General features: G+C 61.0%; 27 protein-coding genes. 14 read left to right on the plus strand and 13 right to left on the minus strand.

Features of this window, described 5'->3' with window-relative positions:
- The 3 genes from AC2FNL_RS00185 to AC2FNL_RS00195 form a co-directional block, all read right to left on the minus strand.
- On the minus strand, window positions 1–122 hold a 122-nt coding region (locus AC2FNL_RS00185), incomplete at its 3' end, for a GTP-binding protein (RefSeq protein ID WP_496819923.1).
- A gap of 116 nt (window positions 123–238) precedes the next feature.
- Window positions 239–829, minus strand: a complete 591-nt coding sequence (locus tag AC2FNL_RS00190) for a hypothetical protein (RefSeq protein WP_093965311.1) — start codon at window positions 827–829, stop codon at window positions 239–241.
- Window positions 830–926: 97 nt separating this feature from the next.
- On the minus strand, window positions 927–3,275 hold the full coding sequence (locus AC2FNL_RS00195) for a DNA topoisomerase IV subunit A (RefSeq protein WP_093965309.1): 2,349 nt from the start codon (window positions 3,273–3,275) through the stop codon (window positions 927–929).
- Window positions 3,276–3,474: 199 nt separating this feature from the next.
- On the opposite strand from AC2FNL_RS00195, the gene AC2FNL_RS00200 reads away from it, so the two are divergent.
- The 6 genes from AC2FNL_RS00200 (at window position 3,475) to AC2FNL_RS00225 (ending at window position 7,845) form a co-directional block, all read left to right on the plus strand.
- Window positions 3,475–4,098: an SH3 domain-containing protein gene (locus AC2FNL_RS00200; protein WP_254432992.1), complete on the plus strand. Its 624-nt coding sequence runs from the start codon at window positions 3,475–3,477 to the stop codon at window positions 4,096–4,098.
- A gap of 68 nt (window positions 4,099–4,166) precedes the next feature.
- On the plus strand, window positions 4,167–4,994 hold the full coding sequence (locus AC2FNL_RS00205) for an SDR family NAD(P)-dependent oxidoreductase (RefSeq protein WP_496831597.1): 828 nt from the start codon (window positions 4,167–4,169) through the stop codon (window positions 4,992–4,994).
- Window positions 4,995–5,074: 80 nt separating this feature from the next.
- Window positions 5,075–5,278 carry a twin transmembrane helix small protein gene (locus AC2FNL_RS00210; protein WP_093965306.1) on the plus strand — a complete coding sequence of 68 codons (204 nt, stop codon included), beginning with the start codon at window positions 5,075–5,077 and terminating at the stop codon, window positions 5,276–5,278.
- Window positions 5,279–5,851, plus strand: a complete 573-nt coding sequence (locus AC2FNL_RS00215; RefSeq protein WP_093965304.1) for a cob(I)yrinic acid a,c-diamide adenosyltransferase — start codon at window positions 5,279–5,281, stop codon at window positions 5,849–5,851.
- A 306-nt stretch (window positions 5,852–6,157) separates the two neighbouring features.
- Entirely contained in the window at window positions 6,158–6,916 is a 759-nt protein-coding gene (locus tag AC2FNL_RS00220; RefSeq protein WP_093965302.1) for an electron transfer flavoprotein subunit beta/FixA family protein, read from the plus strand.
- A complete protein-coding gene (locus AC2FNL_RS00225) occupies window positions 6,916–7,845 on the plus strand; it encodes an electron transfer flavoprotein subunit alpha/FixB family protein (protein WP_093965301.1) in 930 nt (309 codons plus the stop codon). The genes AC2FNL_RS00220 and AC2FNL_RS00225 overlap by 1 nt, the downstream gene beginning before the upstream one ends.
- A gap of 49 nt (window positions 7,846–7,894) precedes the next feature.
- Here AC2FNL_RS00225 and AC2FNL_RS00230 read toward each other — a convergent pair whose 3' ends face one another.
- Entirely contained in the window at window positions 7,895–8,722 is an 828-nt protein-coding gene (locus AC2FNL_RS00230; protein ID WP_496831600.1) for a DUF6473 family protein, read from the minus strand.
- 166 nt (window positions 8,723–8,888) lie between these two features.
- Between AC2FNL_RS00230 and AC2FNL_RS00235 the strand changes: the two genes are divergently transcribed.
- Window positions 8,889–9,764 carry a 3-hydroxybutyryl-CoA dehydrogenase gene (locus AC2FNL_RS00235; RefSeq protein ID WP_496831602.1) on the plus strand — a complete coding sequence of 292 codons (876 nt, stop codon included), beginning with the start codon at window positions 8,889–8,891 and terminating at the stop codon, window positions 9,762–9,764.
- Between the two features lie 56 nt (window positions 9,765–9,820).
- Here the strand turns inward: AC2FNL_RS00235 and AC2FNL_RS00240 are convergent, their stop codons facing one another.
- The 7 genes from AC2FNL_RS00240 to AC2FNL_RS00270 are packed head-to-tail and all read right to left on the minus strand — an operon-like array spanning window position 9,821 to window position 15,242.
- Window positions 9,821–10,720 (minus strand): lysophospholipid acyltransferase family protein, encoded by a 900-nt coding sequence (locus tag AC2FNL_RS00240; RefSeq protein WP_170342633.1) that lies wholly within the window; start codon window positions 10,718–10,720, stop codon window positions 9,821–9,823.
- Between the two features lie 41 nt (window positions 10,721–10,761).
- Complete coding sequence (locus AC2FNL_RS00245; RefSeq protein WP_093965295.1) at window positions 10,762–11,031, minus strand: HPr family phosphocarrier protein; 270 nt, start codon at window positions 11,029–11,031, stop codon at window positions 10,762–10,764.
- 17 nt (window positions 11,032–11,048) lie between these two features.
- The gene (locus tag AC2FNL_RS00250) at window positions 11,049–11,441 is read right to left on the minus strand and encodes a PTS sugar transporter subunit IIA (RefSeq protein ID WP_093965293.1); all 393 of its coding nucleotides are present in this window, start codon (window positions 11,439–11,441) and stop codon (window positions 11,049–11,051) included.
- On the minus strand, window positions 11,438–12,319 hold the full coding sequence (rapZ, locus tag AC2FNL_RS00255; protein WP_496831605.1) for an RNase adapter RapZ: 882 nt from the start codon (window positions 12,317–12,319) through the stop codon (window positions 11,438–11,440). The genes AC2FNL_RS00250 and rapZ overlap by 4 nt, the downstream gene beginning before the upstream one ends.
- Entirely contained in the window at window positions 12,316–12,786 is a 471-nt protein-coding gene (locus AC2FNL_RS00260) for an HPr kinase/phosphorylase (RefSeq protein WP_496831607.1), read from the minus strand. The genes rapZ and AC2FNL_RS00260 overlap by 4 nt, the downstream gene beginning before the upstream one ends.
- A gap of 3 nt (window positions 12,787–12,789) precedes the next feature.
- Window positions 12,790–14,502 carry an ATP-binding protein gene (locus tag AC2FNL_RS00265; RefSeq protein ID WP_496831609.1) on the minus strand — a complete coding sequence of 571 codons (1,713 nt, stop codon included), beginning with the start codon at window positions 14,500–14,502 and terminating at the stop codon, window positions 12,790–12,792.
- 35 nt (window positions 14,503–14,537) lie between these two features.
- On the minus strand, window positions 14,538–15,242 hold the full coding sequence (locus AC2FNL_RS00270; protein ID WP_093965290.1) for a response regulator transcription factor: 705 nt from the start codon (window positions 15,240–15,242) through the stop codon (window positions 14,538–14,540).
- 346 nt (window positions 15,243–15,588) lie between these two features.
- Between AC2FNL_RS00270 and AC2FNL_RS00275 the strand changes: the two genes are divergently transcribed.
- The 3 genes from AC2FNL_RS00275 (at window position 15,589) to AC2FNL_RS00285 (ending at window position 18,428) form a co-directional block, all read left to right on the plus strand.
- Complete coding sequence (locus AC2FNL_RS00275) at window positions 15,589–17,187, plus strand: phosphoenolpyruvate carboxykinase (protein ID WP_496831611.1); 1,599 nt, start codon at window positions 15,589–15,591, stop codon at window positions 17,185–17,187.
- 348 nt (window positions 17,188–17,535) lie between these two features.
- On the plus strand, window positions 17,536–17,853 hold the full coding sequence (locus tag AC2FNL_RS00280; protein WP_254920234.1) for a hypothetical protein: 318 nt from the start codon (window positions 17,536–17,538) through the stop codon (window positions 17,851–17,853).
- A gap of 32 nt (window positions 17,854–17,885) precedes the next feature.
- Window positions 17,886–18,428, plus strand: coding sequence for a hypothetical protein (locus AC2FNL_RS00285; RefSeq protein ID WP_254920233.1), 543 nt, complete (start codon window positions 17,886–17,888; stop codon window positions 18,426–18,428).
- A 4-nt stretch (window positions 18,429–18,432) separates the two neighbouring features.
- On the opposite strand, the gene AC2FNL_RS00290 is transcribed toward AC2FNL_RS00285, so the two are convergent.
- Entirely contained in the window at window positions 18,433–19,197 is a 765-nt protein-coding gene (locus AC2FNL_RS00290) for a sulfite exporter TauE/SafE family protein (RefSeq protein ID WP_093965287.1), read from the minus strand.
- A 144-nt stretch (window positions 19,198–19,341) separates the two neighbouring features.
- On the opposite strand from AC2FNL_RS00290, the gene AC2FNL_RS00295 reads away from it, so the two are divergent.
- From AC2FNL_RS00295 to AC2FNL_RS00305, 3 genes are all read left to right on the plus strand, one after another.
- Window positions 19,342–21,033 (plus strand): acyl-CoA dehydrogenase family protein, encoded by a 1,692-nt coding sequence (locus AC2FNL_RS00295; RefSeq protein WP_496831614.1) that lies wholly within the window; start codon window positions 19,342–19,344, stop codon window positions 21,031–21,033.
- A gap of 246 nt (window positions 21,034–21,279) precedes the next feature.
- Window positions 21,280–21,807, plus strand: a complete 528-nt coding sequence (locus tag AC2FNL_RS00300) for a hypothetical protein (protein ID WP_496831616.1) — start codon at window positions 21,280–21,282, stop codon at window positions 21,805–21,807.
- Between the two features lie 25 nt (window positions 21,808–21,832).
- Complete coding sequence (locus AC2FNL_RS00305; protein ID WP_093965282.1) at window positions 21,833–22,225, plus strand: META domain-containing protein; 393 nt, start codon at window positions 21,833–21,835, stop codon at window positions 22,223–22,225.
- Here the strand turns inward: AC2FNL_RS00305 and recO are convergent.
- Window positions 22,209–22,934 carry a DNA repair protein RecO gene (gene recO, locus AC2FNL_RS00310; protein WP_496831618.1) on the minus strand — a complete coding sequence of 242 codons (726 nt, stop codon included), beginning with the start codon at window positions 22,932–22,934 and terminating at the stop codon, window positions 22,209–22,211. The two genes, AC2FNL_RS00305 and recO, sit on opposite strands and share 17 nt — an antisense overlap.
- A 159-nt stretch (window positions 22,935–23,093) precedes the next feature.
- On the opposite strand from recO, the gene trhA reads away from it, so the two are divergent.
- Window positions 23,094–23,741, plus strand: a complete 648-nt coding sequence (gene trhA, locus AC2FNL_RS00315) for a PAQR family membrane homeostasis protein TrhA (protein ID WP_093965280.1) — start codon at window positions 23,094–23,096, stop codon at window positions 23,739–23,741.
- Window positions 23,742–23,746: the final 5 nt, after the last annotated feature.

Raw genomic sequence — 23,746 nt, forward strand, 5'->3', positions numbered from 1 at the left:
GCCTTGAAGTCGCCGAAATACTTGGTGATTGCTGCGGTCAGCGTCGTCTTGCCGTGGTCAACGTGGCCAATCGTGCCAATGTTGACGTGCGGTTTTGTACGCTCAAACTTTTCCTTTGCCATTCCTCAGGCGCCCTTTTGCGATTTGGGGGACCCTTGGTCCCGTGGTTACATCTGCGCGCGCGAGATATTTGGTTCAAAGCGGAAAATCAAGCACATCCTGAGGGGAATCCTCAAAACTATGCCGGGTTTTGTATCGCCTGTCCGGATTCAATCGGTTGGATCAGGCCAGGGCGCAGGTCGAACCAACCGTTTTCCTTGTGCTCTTCAGCCAGCCATTCCTCGACGCGGTCCGCCACTTTCAGTGCCAAACCGCTCATCTGCTCTTCCTTGGTGCGTTCGTTGCCCGAGCCCTTCAGAGCGCTGCCACCGGTCGTATCTTCGAGGACCTGGAACTGCTTGCCCTTGGCCAGAAACTGTTTCTTGCCGACATCGTAAACGTTGACCAGGACGATCGCTGTGCTTTTGGGGTTGTAGATCACCGGAATGCCGGGAGGCGCCAGCATATAGCCTTCGAGGCTGATCCCGATGTCATACTCCTGCGAGCCCTGATAGCGACCAAGGCGGATATCGACGGCCTTCTGGATCGCTTCGGTCCATTCCTGGGGCGTCGCGTCCCGAGACACCGGCCCCTGGACGGCCTTGTCGGCAAACGCATAGTTCACGCGCAACTTGAATTCGCCCAGATCTTCCGGCTCTTCATAGAGTTGCGTCTGCGTGCAGGCGCCCACCAGGGCCAGTCCGGTAATCAGGGTCAAAATGCGCAGCATTGTCTCGTCTCGATAGGCCTGTTTTTCTTTGATCTAGCGCACCGATGCAGCTTGTGCCAAGCCGTATCGGCAGATTTCCACCGTGGTCGGCGCAAGATCACGAGAACTTGTAATCGCGCGGGAACCCATAGGGCGGTTTTTTTCCGACGCTTGCGCGCTTTGCCAGCCATTGAGACATATCTGCCTCATGCCGCGTCTTGTCGCCGCCCATTGACCATTTCAGACCGTCCTCCCAGTTGAACGTTGTCAGGTCGGACAGGCCGCCATCCAGCTCCAGCGTGCCCTGGCGCCCACGAGCCATGTTGTATTTCTGCAGACGCACGCCCTTGCCACGCGTCATCTCGGGCAGTTCGGAGACCGGGAACACCAGAAACTTGCCGTTCTGTGATACCACAGCGACGTGATCGCCCTCGATCGGCTTGCAGATCACCGCACGCTCGTCATCCTTGACGTTCAGCACCTGTTTGCCGTTGCGGGTCTGGGCCAGCACCTCGTCCTCGGGCACCATGAACCCGTTGCCAGCATCCGAAGCAACCAGAAGTTTGCGCCCCGGTTTGTGGATCAGGATGTCGACGATCTGTGCCTCGTTGGGCAGATCGACCATCAGGCGCAGCGGCTCACCCATTCCCCGGCCACCGGGAAGGTTCGCGGCGCTGACCGTATAGACCCGCCCGTTCGATGCGAAGACCAGCAGCCGGTCGGTGGTTTCCGCGTGGAAGATGAACCGCGGCCCGTCGCCGTCCTTGAACTTCAGCTCGCGGTTCAGATCGATATGGCCGGTCATGGCGCGGATCCAGCCCATCTGCGAGCAGACGACCGTAATCGGCTCTTTGTCGATCATCGCCTCAAGCGGCACGTCCTCGACCTCGCCTGCTTCGGCAAAGCGGGTGCGACGCGCGCCGCCCTCATACTCCTTGCCGAAGGTCTTCTTGGTCTCTTTCAGCTGTTCAGCGATCTTGGCCCATTGCAGACCCTCATCCGCCAGCAGATCCTCAAGTTCTGCGCGCTCTTCCATCAGTGCGTCACGCTCGCGCACCAGTTCCATCTCTTCGAGACGACGCAGGCTGCGCAGGCGCATGTTCAGAATCGCGTCGACCTGAACTTCGGACAGTTCGCCCTCGCCCGGTTTGGGCGAGACATAGTCGGCCTCGCTGGTGGCGCGCACATGATCGATGCCCCAATTCTCGCGCATCAGCGCGGCTTTGGGGTCGTCGTCATAGCGGATGATATCGATCACCCGGTCCAGATTCAGGAAGGCAACAATGAAGCCCTCCAATACCTCAAGCCGGTGGTCGATCTTGGCCATCCGGTGACGCGAGCGGCGCAGCAGCACCTCTTGCCGGTGATCGAGGAAGGCGCGCAGCACCTCCTTCATCGAACAGACCTTGGGCGTCACCCCGTCGATCAGCACGTTCATGTTCAGGCTGAACCGCACCTCGAGATCCGAGTTGCGATACAGCATGTTCATCAACACCTCGGGGTCCACGTTCTTGGAGCGCGGCTCGAGGATGAGGCGGATGTCGTCGGCGGATTCGTCGCGCACATCGCCCAGGATCGGGATCTTCTTGGTCTGGATCAGCTCGGCGATCTTTTCGATCAGCTTGGATTTCTGAACCTGATACGGGATCTCGGTGACCACGATCTGCCACTGGCCGCGGCCCAGATCCTCGACCTCGTATTTGCAACGCAGCCGGAACGAGCCGCGCCCGGTGCGATAGGCCTGCGCGATATTCTCGGCCGGTTCGACGATGACGCCGCCCGTCGGGAAATCGGGCCCCGGCACATAGTTCAGCAGCGTGTCGTCACGCGCGTCGGGCGTCTTGATCAGATGCAGGCAGGCGTCGCACAGCTCGGCAATGTTGTGCGGCGGGATGTTGGTCGCCATGCCCACGGCAATGCCTGAGGCGCCATTGGCCAGAAGGTTCGGGAACTGTGCCGGCAAGACGACCGGTTCGGTCAGCGTGCCGTCATAGTTGTCGCGGAAATCGACGGCGTCCTCGTTCAGCCCCTCCAGCAACGCCTCGGCAACGATGGTCATCCGCGCCTCGGTGTAGCGCGAAGCCGCCGGGTTGTCGCCGTCGATATTGCCGAAGTTGCCTTGCCCGTCGACCAGCGGGTAGCGGACGTTGAAATCCTGCGCCAGGCGCGCCATTGCGTCATAGATCGCGGCGTCTCCGTGCGGGTGATAGTTACCCATCACGTCACCCGAGATCTTGGCCGACTTGCGGAATCCGCCCGAGGAGCTGAGTCGCAGCTCGCGCATGGCGTAGAGGATTCGCCGGTGAACCGGCTTCAGACCGTCGCGCGCATCGGGCAGCGCGCGGTGCATGATGGTGGACAGCGCATAAGTCAGATAACGCTCGCCAATTGCCCGCCGCAGCGGTTCGGCCACCTCGCCTCCGGCGTCGGGGGCCTCCATGTTGGGGTCGTCGATCGTGTCGTTCATAGATGATGTGATACGACGCCCGGCGCGCGTGGTAAAGCAACCAAGGCATATTTTGCTGGGGACAAGTCGCGGTTTTTGCAACAGGGGGAGCCAACCCGGCGATTTCCCCCGATTTTCGACTCGGGACCCGAACTATGGTAGGATCCCAACAATTGAATGCTGCCTTTTTCTTGTTGTTATGATTACCGGGGGATGCGCCATGACGCGCCTTATGCTTGTTACTTTTGCCATGCTCGGCTGGTTCTTCTACGTCATGAGCGGTGGGTCCGAATTCGAACCGCGCGGCACGCGCGCCGAGGCACCACCCGTCGTTGCGGCGGCTGAGAAACCCGAGCCCAGGCCACTGGTCCCCTCCCCGGCAACCGAACTTGTGACGAAGGTGGCCCTGCGCCCCGCCAAGCCGTCCGAACCCAAGCCGGAACCGATCCCAGCAGCCGATGCCGTCGATACCGAGGCGTTGCTGGCGCAGATCGCCGCCGGTCTGAATTCTGATCTGTCCAGTTTCGACAATACCGGCGGTACCTTCTCGCTGGCGTCGCTGGATGAAAACGCGGCCGTCCAGGTTCTGGACACCGAGTCCGAACCGGAAGCAGCAGCCCCTGCACCGTCAGAGCCGCCGAAAGACATTCGTATCGTGTCCGGCACCCGCGTCAACATGCGCGATGGCCCCGGCACGATCTATCCGATCATCGGCAAAGCGCGGATGGGTCAGCAGGTCGAAGTTCTGAGCGAGTCCGGAACCGGTTGGCTGCGCCTGCGCGTGTTGCCCGAGCAACAGGTTGGTTGGATTTCCTCCTCGTTGATCCGAAAAAGCACAAATTGACGTGATGCCGTCATTGCCGGAGGCCGATCCTCGCAATAGTTTTTGCCGAGGACGACTTTGGGGCAGACATGCAGAAATCCATCCTCATCACCGGATGCTCATCCGGCATTGGTCTGGACGCGGCACACGGAATGCGTGCGCGCGGCTGGCGTGTGTTTGCCGCCTGCAGACATCAGCGCGATTGCGACAGGCTGAGGGCTCAAGGCTTTGACAGCCCAAGAATCGACTATACCGATGCCGAAACGATCACCTCGGGATTGGCCACTGTTCTCGAAGCAACGGGCGGCACATTGGACGCGCTGTTCAACAACGGTGCCCATGGGCTGCCCGGCGCGATCGAAGACGTGCCCACCGACGGGTTGCGCCATATCTTCGAGACCAATGTTTTTGGCTGGCACGAACTGACCCGCCAGGTGATACCCGTCATGCGTGCGCAGGGCCACGGCCGCATCGTGCAGAACTCGTCGGTATTGGGTTTGGTTGCCTTTCCCTGGCGCGGCGCCTACGTCGCCACGAAATACGCTATCGAAGGCCTGACCGACACGATGAGGCTGGAGCTGCGCGGCACCGGCATCAAAGTGGTGCTGATTGAACCCGGTCCCATCACCTCTAAACTGCGCGAGAAGGCCATCCCGGTTTTTGAACGGTTCATAGATTGGGAAAACTCGGCCCTGCGCGACAAGTATGAGGAGTCGCTGCTCAAACGTCTGTACGAAGACTCGGGCCCCGACCGATTCGAGCTGCCGGCGTCTGCGGTAACCGACAAACTTGCCCGCGCGCTCGAGGCAAAGTCGCCCAAGGCTCGATACTACGTGACCACACCGACCTATATCGCGGGTTATTTGCGCCGCATTCTGCCAACGGGTACGATTGACCGCATCCTTTCGGGTATCTGAGACGAAATTACCCGTTCGCTTTCGCGGGCCGCCCCGCTAGATGGAGCGGCAAGGATACAACAAATGCGGACGGTGAGTTCATGGACCTTCTAATGGGTGTACTTCTTTTGGCGATGGCGGCGGTCGTCGTTGTTCTGGCCATCGGCATATCCAATTTCGGCAAGGGCGGCATGGCGGCTGCCAAGAAAAGCAACAAGATGATGCGGCTGCGCATCCTGTTTCAATTCATTGCCGTGGTGCTGATCGTGCTCTACGTCTATCTGCGTGGACAGGGAGTGCAGTAGATGGTCGTTCTGAACAAGATTTACACCCGCACCGGCGACGACGGCAAAACCGCGCTTGGCAATGGCGAACGGGTTGCGAAGTATTCGGGCCGCGTGGCGGCCTATGGCACGGTGGACGAACTGAACGCCTTTGTCGGCGTGGCCCGCACCGAGGCCGAGGGCGAGGTCGACGCGGCGCTCGCACGCATCCAGAACGATCTGTTCGACCTGGGCGCTGACCTTTGCCGCCCCGACATGGAAAAAGATGCCGAGGCCGACTACCCACCCCTGCGGATCGCCCCGGCCCAGATCGATCGTCTGGAATCGGAAATCGACGCGATGAATGCGGACCTCGAGCCGTTGCGCAGCTTCATCTTGCCGGGCGGATCAAAGCTGGCGGCGCATCTGCATGTCTGCCGCACGGTCTCGCGGCGCGCCGAGCGACTGTCTGTCGAACTGACCAACATGGAACCGGTGAACGAGGCCGCGGTGAAATACCTCAACCGCCTCAGCGACTGGTTCTTCGTGGCAGCCCGTTGCGCCAACAATGGCGGCCGCGATGACGTCTTGTGGGTTCCGGGCGCGAACCGCTGAAAGCGCCACAACGTCCAGTGTGTGGCGACCGGAAGGGCGAAGCCCCCGCCCGAAAGGCGGTCGGGAACCGCTGAAACCCGAGCTTCGTGAACGCGTTTTCGCACCATCCGGCGCGGCAAAACCGCCCATCGGCTGGGTAACAATCTTTCGTTCCTTCACGTCAAAAAGCGTGAAACGCGACGTCCCCACGACATGACGTGACGATTTTGCCCTGTCCCGACGCCCCGCAAGGCGCTATCTAGGCCGACGAGAGCATTGGTGGAGTCGCATTGCGGCTTGCCGTTTTTGTAAGGAGCGTACGCAAAAATGAAGGTACTTGTGCCTGTCAAGCGCGTGATCGACTACAACGTGAAAGTTCGCGTCAAAGCGGACGGCAGCGGTGTTGATCTCGCCAATGTCAAAATGTCGATGAACCCGTTCGACGAGATTGCCGTCGAAGAGGCGATCCGCCTGAAAGAAGCCGGCAAGGCCGAAGAGGTCGTGGCCGTTTCGATCGGCGTCAAGCAGGCGCAGGAAACGCTGCGCACCGCGCTGGCGATGGGTGCAGACCGCGCCATCCTGGTGGTCGCGGCGGATGACGTCCACCAGGACATCGAACCGCTGGCCGTCGCCAAGATCCTGGCCAAGGTGGTCGAGGAAGAGCAGCCCGGACTGGTTCTGTGCGGCAAGCAGGCAATCGACAACGACATGAACGCCACTGGCCAGATGCTGTCGGCGCTGCTGGGCTGGAGCCAGGGCACTTTCGCGTCCGAACTGGACATCGAAGGCGACACCGCCAAGGTCACGCGTGAAGTTGACGGCGGCCTGCAGACCATCAGCGTCAAGATGCCGGCCATCATCACCGTCGACCTGCGCCTGAACGAGCCGCGCTATGCGTCGCTGCCTAACATCATGAAGGCCAAGAAAAAGCCGCTGGACGAAAAAACCGCCGCCGATTACGGCGTCGACGTCACGCCGCGCCTCGAAGTCGTCAAGACCGAAGAGCCGCCGGCACGCGCCGCCGGCATCATCGTGGGCTCGGTCGACGAGCTGGTCGGGAAACTCAAAGAAGCGGGGGCTGTGTAATGGCTGTACTTCTGCTTGCCGAAGTCAACAATGGCGAACTGGCGATGGACGCAACCGCCAAGGCGGTCACCGCTGCCAAGCAGCTGGGTGATGTGACCGTTCTGGCCGCGGGCGGCTCGGCCGCCGCTGCCGGCGAAGCCGCCGCCAAGATCGACGGCGTGTCCAAGGTTCTGGTCGCTGAAGACCCGTCGCTGGGCCACCGTCTGGCCGAATCGACCGCCGCGCTGATCGTCAGCCTGGCCGACGGCTATGAGCATATCGTGGCGCCCGCCACCACCGACGCCAAGAACGTAATGCCGCGCGTGGCCGCGCTGCTGGACGTCATGGTGATCTCGGACGCGTCCGGCGTCGTTGACGGCTCGACCTTCGAGCGCCCGATCTACGCGGGCAACGCGGTCCAGACCGTCAAGTCGAACGACCCCAAGAAGGTCATCACCTTCCGTACGTCGACCTTCGACGCCGCCGGCGAAGGCGGCTCGGCCCCGGTCGAGACCGTATCGGTCGGTGAAAACCCCGGCCTGTCGGAATGGGTCGAGGACAAGGTCGCCGAAAGCGACCGCCCCGAGCTGACCTCGGCCAAGGCAGTGGTGTCGGGCGGCCGCGGCGTCGGCTCGGAAGAAGACTTCAAGCTGATCGAAGCCCTGGCCGACAAGCTGGGTGCCGCGGTTGGTGCGTCGCGTGCGGCAGTCGACTCGGGCTATGCCCCGAACGACTGGCAGGTGGGTCAGACCGGCAAGGTCGTTGCACCCGATCTGTACATCGCGGTTGGCATTTCGGGTGCGATCCAGCACCTGGCCGGCATGAAGGATTCGAAGATCATCGTCGCGATCAACAAAGACGAAGAAGCTCCGATCTTTCAGGTCGCCGATTACGGACTGGTCGCGGACCTGTTCCAGGCCGTGCCGGAGCTTACCGAAAAGCTGGGCTGACGGTCCTTCTTTTCGAGAACTCAAGGCCCGCCAAATTGGCGGGCCTTTTTCATTCGAGGTCTCGGATCGCGGACAGTAAACGTTCGGCAATGGCCCGGTGCGTGGCTGGCCCGATCATATATTCCGCCATCGGTTGCTGCATCGTGCCGAACAGCATGTCCTCAAGATCATCCGAAGCACCTGAAGGGCGCACCGTCATCTTCACGGTTGCCACCCCTCCATCCGACACCCCATCAATCATAGCCTGTGTAATTGGCACCGGATCAGATACCCCCCGCACATCCAGCCCGACTGCCGCGCTGTGATCCCAGTCCAGCCACAGCAGCAGAATCCGGCTGGTGACGTTGTCCAACAGGGTGCGAAGCGCCTCTGCCCAAGCCCGCCGCAACTCGGCGGCCACCACTTCGAACCGTGCATCCGAAAAGGCCGACAACCTGGACATAAGATGCCGCACAAAATGAACGTCGGCGAAGTCAACTTCGGGGTACAAGGCGGAAAGGTCCGAGGTCGCCTCGAGCACCCGATCATTGCGTCGGAGATGAACACGGTAGAACCGGTTGGACTGGTTCAGCGCCGATGGCAGTTGCAGAACGCAAACCTCGGCGCCATTCATCAGGCTCAGAATTTCCGGATCCCGCGCCAACCCCTCGGCACCTGTGAACAGACTGCCCAGATTCAGACACTGCATTTCCAGCCGCTGCTCCAACACGGCAGGAAAGGGAGAATCGACGAACCGACCGAATGTCTCGGTGCTGCCGACGCAGGCCACATATGGTACCTGCAACGCTCGCTTTGGTCCGCGAAACCACAATTTTGACGCCCCGTACCGGCAGACGGATTCCTCGACACCAGTCGCGCCCGACTCATGATAACTCATGTCAGCCACCCATTTTCTTCACCCAATCGCCATTCTGCGGCCTTAGGTGTTTAGAAAACTCTAATGTGCGCATTTGAAGCGAATTGGACCGGTCCCAACCCCTTGCCGCGCAACCCGGACTGCCGATAATGTCCCCCCTGAACCTTGATGCGGAAGGCAGTTCAATATGGACGTGAAATCAGTCGGAGTAATCGGCGCGGGCCAGATGGGCAACGGAATCGCCCATGTGATGGCGTTGGCAGAGTATAACGTTCTGCTGAACGACATCAGCCAGGATGCGCTGGATGCTGCCATTGAAACGATCAAGGGCAACCTGGCTCGTCAGGTGTCACGCGGCAAGATCGGTGACGACGAGATGCAGGCCGCACTGCAGCGGATCAAGACCACGCTGAACCTTCCGGAGATCGGCCAGACGGACCTCGTGATCGAAGCCGCGACCGAGCGTGAGGCCATCAAGCATGCGATTTTCGAGGATCTGCAGCCGCATTTGCAGGCTCACACGATCCTGACGTCGAACACCTCGTCCATTTCGATCACAAGGCTTGCCAGCCGGACGGATCGGCCGGAGCGGTTCATGGGGTTCCACTTCATGAACCCGGTTCCTCTCATGCAATTGGTCGAGTTGATTCGCGGTATCGCCACCGACGAAGAAACCTTTGCTACCTGCAAGGCCGTGGTGGATCGGTTGGGCAAAACCGCCGCCAGCGCCGAGGATTTTCCGGCCTTCATCGTGAACCGCATCCTGATGCCGATGATCAACGAGGCCGTCTATACTCTGTATGAAGGGGTCGGCAGCGTTCAGTCGATCGACCAATCCATGAAGCTGGGCGCCAATCATCCCATGGGCCCGCTGGAACTGGCCGATTTCATCGGGCTGGACACCTGCCTGGCCATCATGAACGTCCTCCATGAAGGGTTGGCGGATACAAAGTACCGCCCCTGCCCTTTGCTGACGAAATATGTCGAGGCCGGCTGGCTGGGCCGCAAGACCGATCGCGGGTTTTATGACTACCGTGGCGAGGTTCCGGTCCCGACGCGCTAAGCCGTCAAGGGACCGAGCCGCTCGCCCGCGATATTTTCGCGCCAATGAACGGTGGATCAGGCTTGCGGTGACTGCCCCAAGGCCAGCGTGTGTTTTCTGAGCCAGGCCATGAATCCGCGCGGGTCGCGTTCGAGCAGTTTCATGTCCTCGTCCGAAATCGGCTCTCCGATTACCGGGCCGATCGGTTTGTTGCAGGACCGGACGATCTCATGCAGCAGAAGTCCCTGACGCAGAATTGCCGATAGTTTGTTGGCAATCTGGTACCAGCGTGAGTTGCTGCCGGGGAAGTAGATGGGCAGGACCTTAGCACCGGATCGCCGGATCATCTTGGCTGTGAACACGTTCCATTCGCGTTCCTGAGCGGGGCCGAACCAGGTGTCGGAAGACATCACCACCCCGGATGGGAACAGCGCGACGACACCACCGTTCTTGAGGTGCTCCATCGCTTTGCCCCGCATCTCGAGCATCTTGCTTTGGGCTTCGGGGTCATGTGGAAACGGGACCGGGATCATGAACGAGGTCGCGGCCTCATCCAGCCCGGTCAGAACCGAGCGGGTCAGGATACGGTAGTCCTGGCGCACCCGTCCGATCAACTCGGCCAGGATCATGCCGTCCACCATCCCATGCGGGTGATTGGCTACCACCACAACGGGCCCCTCTTTCGGAATGCGCGCAATCTGGTGTTCGGGCGTGGTCAGGTCGATTCCCATGATACCCAGGGCACCACCCCAGAATTTCTGGCCGCGATACTTTTCATTCTGCTTTTCGAACTTGTTGACCATGCGCAGAATGGTCAGCTTGCCTGTGCACCATTCGATCGCCTTGATGGCCGTCGAGGTCCAGGCGTCGTCAAACGAATTTGCGTAGGTCAGCGTGCGGCGGTCGTAGATTTCGCCCGCTTCCGCGGTCTCGGCCACCACCGTGTTGGTCTTGGTATCGTGCGTGGTTTCCGCCAATTCCTGGTCTTCCCGTTCTTGTTTCGTGGCAGTGCCCTGCGTCAGAAACCTTCGCCGAACTTGTCGTTCACCAATGCTTCCAGCGCGACTGCCAGCGCCTCAGCATCCGGCCCGGACGTTTCGACGTCAATAGTCGTTCCACGCGAAGCCGCCAACATCAAAAGGCCCATAATGCTGTCACCCGACGCGGACATTCCGTCTTTGGACACTTCGGCGCGGGCGTCAAACCCTTCAACCACCTCGACCAGTTTGGCTGAAGCGCGCGCGTGCAAGCCCTTTTCGTTGATTATTTTCAAGCTTTTGGTGGCCATATTCAATCGATCCGATGTCAGTCCAATGTCACATTTTGCGCATTGATGTACTTTCGTCCAGCCTCCATGGCCCTACGGACGGCGTCCCCGACCGGAAGTTGGCGGCTTTTGGCCAGTTTGATCAGCATCGGAAGGTTGGCGCCGTAAAGAATTCTGCGGTCCTGCGGCGCACAGGCGCGCAGGCTGAGATTCGAGGGGCTGCCCCCGAACAGATCGGTCACGACAACAACTCCGTCGCCGACATCCACAGCATCCGCGGCCCGGCAGATTTCGGCCTGCTTTTCCTCGCGATCATGATCGGCGTCGATCGACACTGCCACAAGGCCGGGTTGCTTGCCCACGACGTGCTGCATGGCCGCCAGGTATTCCTGGGCCAATCCGCCATGCGCCACGATTACAATTCCGATCAATCCGGCCTCACATTCAACGATCGACGTTCCATCTCGCGGTGTCTAATTGCCACCGGCTGCCCCTGCTCTGCAAGGGCTTTTGCGACCGCTTCGACCATCGCGACCGAGCGGTGTTGACCCCCGGTACAGCCAAAGGCGACCGATAGGTGCGTTTTGCCCTCGGCCTTGAAGGCGGGCAGCAGAGACAGCAACAGTTCCACCACCCGTTCGAAAAAGGCGGCATAGTTTGTGTCAGCCTGAACATAGGACGCAACCTCCGGATTGCGACCATCAGCCTCGCGCAGTTCCGGACGCCAATAGGGATTGGCCAGAAATCGGCAATCGAACACCATGTCCAGACCCAGCGGCAGCCCCCGTTTGTAGGAGAAGGACTCGATTGAAACGGCCAGATGCCGGCCCCCTTCCGCCGCGAACCAGCGTTCGACCTCGGATCGCAGCTGGTGCACGTTGAGCACGCTGGTATCGATCAGAGTGTCGGCGATCTCGCGGATCGGCTCCAACAATTCCTTCTCCTGACGGATACCGGTTTCGGGGCTGGCATCGGTTGCGACCGGATGGCGGCGCCGGGTTTCCGAAAATCGGCGCAAAAGCACTTCGTCGCTGCAGTCCAGATAAAGCGTAGACAAGTCCACCTGGCTCATCCGGCCCAGTTTGGCGACCAATTCGATAAAACCGATGGTCGAGAAATCACGATTGCGGGCATCGATCCCCAACGCCATCGGCCGGGAAGGATCCGCGCCCTCCATCAAGCGCAGCAACATGCCCATCGGCAAGTTATCGATGGCCTCATAGCCCAGATCCTCGAGCACATGAATCGCCGTCGACCGGCCCGCGCCCGACGGACCTGTCACCAGAACGATGCGCGTTTGTGCTGTCATGTGCTTGGCCATTGCGGATCGACGCGCCCCATTTTCATCAGTTGAACAAGTGCTGATGCCAAGTTGGGGACGCCAGCGGCTCGAAGCAAGGGAACAGGATGTCCCAGGACAAGAACCTGTCGCGGCTCCGGCAGTCGCTGGGCTTCCACCTGATCCAGATCCACGATCCATTCCAACGGTACGGGGCCGCAGGCCGTGGCGCGCAGGAGGCCGACGCCGCGGGCTTCGACCAATCCACGGATCTGCGGGACCGCATCCGCCATCACCCGGTCGCCCGACAGGGTTAAATTCACACGATCATCGGCGACCAGGTCCCCGCCGAAACCCATCATCTGCAATGCAAGTGCCGATTTTCCGGCCCCGGACGGCCCCGAAATCAGGGCGCCGCGGCCAGCAACGGCAACGCATGTAGCGTGCACGCTGACCGGATCATCGCTGGGCATCTCGGGAAGGCGCAAAGCGCACATCGCCTAAAGGGGAAGACCCACGACAAACCGCGCACCTTGCGGGTCCGACGTGATGTCCGCCTCGGTCGGGCGGATGTTCTCGGCCCAGATGACGCCACCGTGGGCCTCGACAATCTGTTTCGAGATCGCCAGTCCAAGGCCCGAGTTGTTGCCGAAATGCTCGGCCGGGCGCTGCGAGTAGAAGCGCTTGAAAACCTTGGTCAGGGCCTGGTCCGGAATACCGGGGCCGGTGTCTTCGACAACAACCAGAACCCGGTTTTCGCGTTGGCGCACCCAAACGCGGATCGCGTCGTTTTCCTCGCAGAAGGAGATGGCATTTGTGATCAGGTTCACGAAAACCTGCGCCAGACGGGCCTCGAGGCCGTTTATGACGATGGGCTTGGACGGCAAATCCGTGATGTAGTCGATCCCCTGCGACCGGGCATCTTCGCCCAGGTACTGACTGATATTGCCAATCAGCTTCAGAAGATCGAAGGGCTGCTCCTGCTCTTTGACCAGTTCAGCATCCAGGCGGGACGCATTCGAGATGTCGCTGACAAGGCGGTCCAACCGGCGGACATCGTGCTCGATGACGCCCAACAGTTTCTCACGTTGATCGTCGCGCTTGACCATTCGCAGCGTACCGACGGCCGATTGCAGGCTGGCCAAGGGGTTCTTGATCTCATGTGCGACATCAGCCGCGAACTGTTCGTTGGCGTCTATCCGGTTGTAGAGCGCCGTCACCATTCCCCGCAGCGCCCGGCTAAGCCGACCAATCTCGTCTGGTCGGGCGCTCAGGTCGGGGATGCGGATTCGTCCGGGATTGACCCCGGTACCACGGTCCTTGCCCATTTCGGCCGCAGCGGCCAGATCCGCCAGCGGGTTCGCGATGGTCGAGGCCAGCACAAGGCTGAGACCCACCGAGACCAGCAGGGCAACGACAAACATCTGCAGAATGCGCTCCTGCTCTTTCCGAGCCAGTGCGTCGATTTCTCCGGCGGGGCCGGCCATTGCGACAGCCCCCACAGGGGCGCCATCCAGAACGATCGGCGACGCCGCCACAATCACGGTGTCTCCGGCCGCGTCAGACACGGCGTGAACCTGCATGTGGCCGTCCAGCGCGTTTGGTATGATGTCCTGAACCCGCTGTGCCAGCGTCGGCGCCTCGGTTTCAGATCCGGTGGTGAAAACCGAATACAGACCATTCCAGACGGCGGTCAGGGCATCAGAGATCAATGTGCTGCCAGTCGGAACATCCGCTTCGGCCTGAATCAGGCCCGGCAATTCCGCCACGGTCGAGGAACCGCGAGTCCAGCCGATCAACGTGCCGGTGCTGTCATAGACGAATACTTCGCCGCCTTCGGGGATGCTCAGCCCGGCAAGGGTCGCCTTGACGTTAAGGTCAGAAGCGTCCCGCGATCCGGCAACCTGGCGTAGCTGGGCCTCGAAGACGTTGCTGACCAGTTGCGCATCGCCGATCAGGTCCCGCGCCGTTTGCTGGACCCTCTCTTTTCGGGTGTCGTCCAGGTAAAGTAGCCCCGCGACCAGGATCACCAAAGCAATCAGGTTGAACGTGATGATCTTGCGCGCCAGCGGCGAGTTGCGCAGCGTGAACAGGGTACGCCGCGATCGCCGCGCGCGCAGCTCGGCCGACTCGGGGTCTTGCGGGATGACCCAATCATCACCCAGAACGACGTCACCGTCGCGCAACTCGCTGGATTGCTCGGTGTCACGCACGAAACAAATTCACCTTTGCAGAAAGCCGGGCCGGCTTATTCCTCGTTGTAACGGTACCCGATACCGTACAGCGTTTCGATAGCCGAAAACTCGGGATCAGCCGCACGCATCTTCTTGCGTAGACGCTTGATGTGGCTGTCGATGGTCCGGTCGTCGACATAGACCTGATCATCATATGCGACATCCATCAGCTGATCGCGGCTTTTTACGAAACCGGGGCGCTGCGCCAAGGCCTGCAGCAGCAGGAATTCCGTGACCGTCAGGGAAACATCGGCTCCCTTCCAGCTGACCGCATGACGCAGCGGGTCCATGCGCAGGTCGCCGCGCTCCATCACCTTTGCGTCCCCGGTGGTTGCAGCCGACGCATCCCCGTCGGTCGCTTCCTGACGGCGCAGCAGCGCACGGATGCGTTCAACCAGAAGGCGTTGAGAGAACGGCTTTTTCACGTAGTCATCGGCGCCCATGCGCAGGCCCAGAACCTCGTCGATCTCATCGTCTTTCGAGGTGAGGAAAATCACCGGCATCTGGGTTTTCTGCCGCAGCCGCTGCAGCAGATCCATTCCGTCCATGCGGGGCATCTTGATGTCCAGAACCGCCATATCCGGCAGTTTCTTGTTGAACGCATCAAGGGCTGCCTGCCCGTCATTGTAGGTTTCGACCTCGAACCCTTCGGCCTCGAGCGTCATGGATACAGACGTCAGAATGTTCCGATCGTCATCCACCAGTGCAATCTTAGACATCGGGCTGCCCCTTTACCTGCTCACTCACGATATATTTTTGCTTTTTGTAGGGCATTCTTGGCTTTTTTAAGGCCGCGAATCAATCCGGATGTACGAATCGCGCCACATTGTTCACGATCCTGCGACAAAAAGGTCGTCCTGCGCTTCCGAAAGTGCCCGGGTTTTCCGACCGGAAAATCTTGGTTGCGCTAAACCCGGCCTTGGTTGCGCTAACTGTGCCAAACCGTCCTGTTCATGCCCTAAACGGCCGTGATATGAGGCCCTTATTCGTCGGACTAACCGGCACTACGCCTCATGAGCGCAGACGGCCCCAACCGCCGCAGCGCCGCCACAGGAGAAGACACGAATGACATTTGGACGGGTAAACCCGCAGTTCCGCCTCGAAGATCAAGGCATCGAGGGGCTGGGCAATGTCTATTACAACTTGATGGAGCCGGCGCTGATTCAGAAAGCGCTCAAGCGGAATGAAGGCACGCTGGGCAATGGCGGAGCGTTTCTGGTGTCCACCGGCAAGTTCACGGGCCGGTCCCCCAAGGACAAGCACGTTGTCCGGACCGAAAGCGTGGCGGAAAGCATCTGGTGGGAAAACAACGCGGAAATGAGCTCCGATGGCTTTGACGCGCTGTACGCCGACATGCTGGCCCATATGAAAGGCAAGGACTATTTCGTTCAGGATCTGGTTGGCGGCGCGGATCATGCCTATGCGATCAATGTGCGCATGGTTACGGAACTGGCCTGGCACAACCTTTTCATCCGGCACCTGCTGCGTCGCCCGGACCGCGAGGACCTGGACGAATTCATCGCAGACTACACCATCATCAACTGCCCCAGTTTTCAGGCGGACCCGAAAAAGCACGATTGCCGCAGCGAAACGGTGATCGCGCTGAACTTTGACCGCAAACTGATTCTCATCGGCGGCACAGAGTATGCGGGCGAGAACAAGAAATCCGTGTTCACGCTTCTGAACTACCTGCTGCCGGAAAAAGGCGTGATGCCGATGCACTGCTCGGCCAACCATGCGGTGGGCAACCCAGTCGACACCGCCGTGTTCTTCGGCCTGTCCGGCACCGGAAAGACCACGCTTTCGGCTGATCCGGCGCGTGTTCTGATCGGCGACGACGAGCACGGCTGGTCGGATCGCGGGACCTTCAACTTCGAAGGCGGATGCTATGCCAAGACCATAAATCTGAGCGCCGAAGCGGAACCCGAGATCTACGCGACCACGTCGAAGTTCGGCACGGTGATCGAGAACATGGTCTTCAATCCCGAGACCCTGGAACTGGATTTCAACGATGACAGCCTGACCGCGAACATGCGGTGCGCCTACCCGCTGGAATACATCTCGAACGCCTCCAAGACGGCGCTGGGCGGGCACCCGAAAAACATCATTATGCTGACCTGTGATGCCTTTGGCGTCCTGCCTCCGATCGCCCGGCTGACCCCGGCGCAGGCGATGTACCACTTCCTGTCGGGCTTCACCTCGAAGGTTGCCGGAACCGAACGCGGCGTGACCGAGCCGCAGCCGACCTTCTCGACCTGCTTCGGCGCCCCGTTCATGCCGCGCCGCCCCGAGGAATACGGCAAGCTGCTGCGCAACAAGATCGCCCAGCACGGCGCGACATGCTGGCTGGTCAATACCGGCTGGACCGGCGGCGCATACGGCGTTGGCAGCCGGATGCCGATCAAGGCCACGCGTGCCCTGCTGACCGCCGCATTGGACGGGTCGCTGGCCGATGCCGAGTATCGCAAGGACGCCAATTTCGGCTTCGACGTTCCGGTGACGGTCCCTGGTGTGCCCGAAGTTCTGCTGGATCCGCGCCGCACATGGGACGATCAGGCCGCATTCGACCGGCAAGCCGAAAAGCTGGTGCAGATGTTCGCCGAGAACTTTGAACAGTACCTGCCCTTCATCGACGAAGACATCAAAGCGGTCGCAATCGGTTGAACCGACATGCAGGGGCGCGGTTGCGGGCCCCTGCGCGCACAATAACGGGTCCTTGCAGTTATTTGTTCTTCCTGCAGTTGTAATGTGACATTGGCATGAACAAATTCGTTGCCCGCCTAAAAATCATGCAGTAAATCAAGGACCCATTACAAGGAAATAGCCCGGCGCAAAATGCACCGGGCCGAGACTGAAAAAACCTTTGGGCAGCTCGCGCGCGGACACTCACACTCGCAAGATGAGCAGCCTAATCAAGGCGGTAGTGTATTATCAAGGGGATGGGTGTCAACATGAGATATGCCGCGCGATAGGCGACTATCATGGGTCATTTGACCAAGCGGATATCAATTCGTGGCACTGGTAAAATCAGGAATGGAAATGACCGAGATCTCGAAACTGGCGGAACTGCGCAAGTTGATGCAGAGCATGGAACGCACGTTGGGGCTCGAAGAGCTTTCTCCGGTAGAGCGTGACATTTATTACGCGGCCGAAGAGCTGTCGAAAGACACGCGCGAAGTCCGGACCTATGGCCTGATCGAGCACACACTGGTGCAAAGCGTTTCGCGCCCGACCTTCTTCCGCGCCCTCAAGTCGCTGGTACAGAAGGGCTACTTGTCCCAAAGCGGAAACGCCAACCGGGGACGGTATGTCGTCAACGCCCCGCGTTGACCGCTGAGCAGACCTAAAAGAAGCATGGCATTATGCGATCGTGGGCCTCTGACACGTTTTTTGCTTCGTTGGCCTATATCGGCGCATCGTTTCTGACCTTTTGGGTTCTGATGCCCATGCAGAACGTGTTCTTTCCAGAGTACCCCAGCCGCGCCAGCCTGTTATTTCTTCCGCACGGCGTGCGGGTCCTTGCGGCGTGGCTCTTGGGGTGGCGTGCGATACTTGCCATGCTGCCCGGTGTCTTTCTGGTTTTCGCGACACTCGGTGGCTCGGACGTTTTCCTGACAAGCCGCCTGCTGGCCATTTTGATCGCGGTCACGACGGCCCCGGCCATATTCTATTTGTTGAAATGGCTGGGGTGGGATCTGTTTCCCGCCGCTGATCGGGCGCCCTGCTGGGCCTGCATCATGGGGGTCGGGGTCATCACGTCAATCCTGGTGTCCGGCCTGACCAACCTGGCTTTTGGCAGCGCGACGGCCGAGTACTTTGCCTTTTTGATCGGCGATCTGTCGGGGCTGCTGTTCTTGATGTTCGGACTGTTTTTTGCCTTCCGCTATTTTGAGCCCAAGGGTTGAGCTTTCAACCGAACACCCCCCTGCGCAGCAAGTTCGCACCTGCGATCATCAGAACCAACAAAGTCGCCTTGCGGAACGTGGCCTGATCAATCCGATCATGCATCCGCAACCCCAGCCACATGCCGGCCAAAGCCGGAAGGGTCAGTGCAGCCGAGAACGGCACGGTTTCAGCCCGCAACACGCCTGATCCAATATGCGCCACGACCAGAGCCAAAGCTCCCAAGCCATAGATCACGCCCTGAATGCGCAATTGTTCGGATTTGGGGGTATTCAGCGCAGTCAGATAGGCAACGGTCGGAGGTCCCCAAACGGCTGATATGCCGCCAATGAACCCGGTAACCGCACCGACCGCGGCCTCGATCTTTGGCGATTGCTCAGACAGGCTCAGTTTCACGCCCAGCAGTTGGATCGTGGCAAAGAACGTGACGGGAATTCCGATCATCAGAAGGAAAGCCTGCGATGGAACCAAGCTGATCAGCTGAGCGCTCCCCAGCAGAAAGACCAGCCCGACGGAAAGAAAGACCCGGAACTGCCGGATCGAAGACATCGCTGCCGCGCGTCCTTCTCTCAAGGCCTGGATCCCGTTCGTCACAACCGTTGGCAGGATCAGCCCGGCCAGCGCAAGCTGGGGCGGCAGCATCATGCTGAGCCCTGAAATCAGGACCATCGGCATGGCGAAACCGACCATGCCTTTCACCGCTCCGGCCAGAAAGGCGACCGCGAACGCAAGGCAGAGTTCGGGCAGGGACATCAAAGAAAACAGATCCATTTCCCCTACATATCACCGCAGAATTTCTCTGCACCGCAAAATTCGTTACGTAATTTTTGGACTTTTTCGACGCTATTTGTGTATTTTTGTTGCGCTGCACGTGCAGCATGATATGACCAGACGACCCAGCAAAGGACGTGATTCATGGCCCATGACGGACAAGATATGACGAACATGACTTCTCAGCCGGTTCTGCCTGATCTTCTGACCCGGACGGGGGCCGCGCTGCCAGCGGTTCAGTCCGTCTTTGACCGGGCGCGCGATGCGGTGCGCGAGATGGTCTCGGCCGAGGGTCGCGTCTCGGGCGCTTTGGTCGAGGCGAACCAGACCGCCGCGCATGGGCTGGCCTGGCTGGCCACATACAACCAGTCGCTGCAGCAGATGCAGAAATGGGCCGAGGCGCTGGACGCCCAGGGCAAGTTCGGCGAGATGGAGCAGTTGCTGCACCAGATCGCCTTTGGCGAATATCTGCACCAGGTCGCCGGCGGCATCCCGATGAACCAGGGCGAGGTCGTGCGCCTGCAGGATCTGGGGCTGGGTTGGGATGCGCTGTCGGGCTTCCAATGCGCCGAGGTGCAAACTCTGATGGCACGTGCCAACAGCCAGGCCGCGCGCAGCCGACTGGTTCAGCTGATGCAAGACCAATCCGGGGCCACCATGTTCGGCGCCTCGGGCCTGGACGAAGAGCTCGAGATGATCCGCGAGCAGTTCCGCCGCTATGCGCTGGATCGGGTCGAGCCAAACGCCCATGAATGGCACCTGAAGGACGAGCTGATCCCGATGGAAATCATCGAGGAACTGGCCGAGATGGGCGTATTCGGCCTGACCATCCCCGAGGAATATGGCGGGTTCGGCCTGTCCAAGGCGTCGATGTGCGTCGTCTCCGAAGAACTGTCGCGCGGTTACATCGGCGTCGGCAGCCTGGGCACCCGGTCCGAGATCGCGGCCGAGTTGATCATCGCGGGCGGCACCGACGACCAAAAGGCCCAATGGCTGCCCAAGATCGCCAGCGCCGAGATCCTGCCCACCGCCGTGTTCACCGAACCCAACACCGGCTCGGACCTTGGCAGCCTGCGCACCCGCGCGGTCAAGGACGAAAACGGTGACTACAAGATCACCGGCAACAAGACCTGGATCACCCATGCCGCACGCACCCATGTTATGACACTGTTGGCACGCACCGATCCCGAAACCACCGATCATCGTGGGTTGTCGATGTTCCTGGCCGAAAAGACGCCCGGCACCGACGACAACCCCTTCCCAACCCCCGGCATGACCGGCGGCGAGATCGAGGTGCTGGGCTATCGCGGCATGAAGGAATACGAGCTGGCCTTCGACGGGTTCCACGTCAAGGGCGAGAACCTGCTTGGCGGTGAGGAAGGCAAGGGCTTCAAGCAGCTCATGGAAACTTTCGAATCCGCGCGTATCCAGACCGCCGCCCGCGCCATCGGCGTGGCCCAAAGCGCACTGGACATCGCCATGCAATACGCGCGGGAGCGCAAGCAATTTGGCAAGGCCCTGATCAACTTCCCGCGCGTGTCGGGCAAGCTGGCCATGATGGCGGTCGAAATCATGATCGCGCGCCAACTGACCTATTTCAGCGCCTGGGAGAAGGACAACGGCCACCGCTGCGACCTCGAGGCCGGTATGGCCAAGCTGCTGGGCGCGCGCGTCGCCTGGGCCGCGGCCGACAACGGGTTGCAGATTCACGGCGGCAACGGCTTTGCCCTTGAATACAAGATCAGCCGGGTGCTGTGTGACGCCCGCATCCTGAACATCTTTGAAGGTGCCGCCGAGATCCAGGCGCAAGTCATCGCGCGGCGTCTGCTGGCCTGAGCGCCCGCCCGTCGCGGTTTCCCCAACTTGACCCGGCCCAGCGCCGGGTCTTTTCTTTTCTGGCAAGCCAAAAGCGCCGAGTGACCAGATCTGCCCTGATTATTTCACCCAACCGGACCCGCCGGACACATTGGCCGGGAAAATTCCCCCTTGGGTCCCGGCACAGGTTTCGGCTAAGTAGCGGTCGAACCGCATCATGCTGCGCCGCGGCTACGCAGATGCCGAACCTATCTTTGCGGAGTGACCATGGCGCGCCTTCTGATCCTTGTTCTTGGCCTGTTGCTTGCAGGATGCAGCACGCCGTCCGGCACGACCTCGGGCGATGTTGCCGGTCTGACCCGCGCCATTCAGAACCTCGGCCCTGATGTCGATCCGCAGGAAGCGGCCCGCGCGGCGCAGATCGCCCATGACTATGCGCTGCAGCTGAGGACCGAGTACCGGGTCACCGACCCGGCGATCATTCACAACGCCAAGGTCATCAACGGCTTTCGCGAACGCGGGCTGTGCAATGACTGGGCCGAGGACATGCTCAAGCGGCTGCGGCAAGAGAATTTCCGCACGCTGGACCTGCACTGGATCACCTCGCCGCCAACCCCGTTCCGCATCATCCACCATTCCGCCGCGATCAGCGCCAGGGGCGACGGCCCCTATGACGCGATCGTGCTGGACGGCTGGCGCAACGGGGGTGACCTGTTCTGGGCGCCGGTGCGCGAGGACACGCGCTATAACTGGCGCCCTCGGATGGAGGTACGCGCCGAACTGCTGGCGCAATGACGCCAAGTCGCGATAGAAAGCCCTCATGCTGCGTCTGATCCTGATCCTGCCCGCCCTTGCCCTGTTGCAATGCGACCGCGACGAAAGTGTCGCCGCCTACGGCGCGGCCGACCGCACCTGGGTGCTGCAGGAAGTCAACGGCCAGCCCTATGAGGCCAGCGCCCTGCTGCGCTTTCCCGAAGACGGCAGGATTGCCGGAAACGCACCCTGCAACAGCTACTCGGGCACATTGACCGCGCCCTATCCGTGGTTCGAAATCACCGACCTGACCGCCACCCGTGCCGCCTGCGCCGGGCTTGAGGCCGAAGGATTCTATTTCGCCGCGCTGCTGGCGATGACGCAGTCCGAGGTGTCGGGCGACGTGCTGATCCTGCGCAACGAGGACGGGTACGAGATGGTTTTCAAAGCCGCCGAGTGAACTGATCCACAAAGCGGTCGCGGGCCTCGGGCAGCGGCGTGTGACCCAGCGATGGCGCCACGCGATGCGCCAGGAAATAGCCGGTCGTGCGCAGCCCGGCGGCGATCTCGCCATCCGGGGCGGCCCCCTGCCCGCGCAGCACCGGCGGCAGAGGCAGCAGCCGGTCGGCCCAATCCCCGGCGCCTTCGGCACTGACCGCCCGGCCGGTCTTAGGCGAGACATAGGCCAGCCCTTCGGTGGTGCCGGTCACGGCGCAGCGGGTCAGGTCCAGCCCAAAGCCCAGTTCTTCAAGCAGGGCCAGCTCCCAGCGCAGGTAAGCCAGCGGCCAGATCTCGTCCTGGCCCAGCAGATCCATCAGCTGTTCCGTCTGCCAATAGATGCCGGGGTGCGGTTCGCGTTCGGGCAGGCAGAAGGACAGCAGCGCCACGACCGCGTTCAGCCCCGACAGCGCCAGCCGCCCCGAAAACGCCGCCGCCGCGCGCGAGCGCAGCGGCTCGACCTGGAAGGTGCCGATATGTTCCTGCAATCGCGCCCGCCACAGCACGTCCAACTGCGCGCCGGGTTGCAGGATGGGCGCGATCTTGCGGCTGGCACCCCCGCGCACCACGCCCGCATGTCGGCCATGGGTTTCGGTGAACACCTCGATGATGGCCGCGGTTTCGCCGTGGCGGCGGGCGGTCAGAAGAATGCCATGGTCGCGCCAGTCCATGCGGGGCCCTTGGGTTGCCTTGAGGTCGCGTCGGACCGCGACGGTAGAGCGCGGCGCGGCAAGAAGCAAATTCAATCGAAGGACGCCGACTGACGTGTCGGAATTGTGGACTTGGACCCAGGGCGATATTACCCAGAACAGGCAGCCACGAGACCAGACATGACCGACGCGACCTTTCCCAGTTTCAACCCTGCCTTCCGCCGCGCGGACATGACGGTGCATTCAGTGGGCCTGGCGTTGATCTTGATTGCGGGCGGCTTGCTGGTGGCTAAGGCGGCAACCCATCTGCAAGCCGCGCTGGTGGCCGCCGTCGTGGTTTACGTCCTGTGTGCGCTGGCGTCGAACCTGGCGTCCTGGGCCTATCACTTTCTACCGCTGCACGAGCAGCGAACACTGCTGCGGCGCATCGACCACGCCGCGATCTATCCCAGCATTACGGGCACCTTCACGCCATTCTTCGTTCTGGCTGGCACGCCCTGGACCCTGGGTCTGCTGGTGGTGTGCTGGGCGCTGACGGCGGTGGCGGTCTGGAACAAGATCACCAACGAGACGGTGAAATCTCGCTGGTCAACCGCATCCTATCTGGGGTTGGGCGCGCTGGGGCTGCTGGCCCTGCCCGACCTACGGGGCGTACCGGTGGCGACGTTGTGGTGCATTCTGGCCGGGTCCGGCTGCTATGTGATCGGAACCGCGTTCTACGCCCGCAAGACGCTGCCCTACCGCTACGCGATCTGGCATATCTGGGTGAACCTGGGCGGGATCGCCATGTTCGCGGGCGTCTGGCTGGCGCTGTCGCCTTTGTGGTAAGGCAG

The organism is Ruegeria sp. CRTD044 (assembly GCF_059613485.1).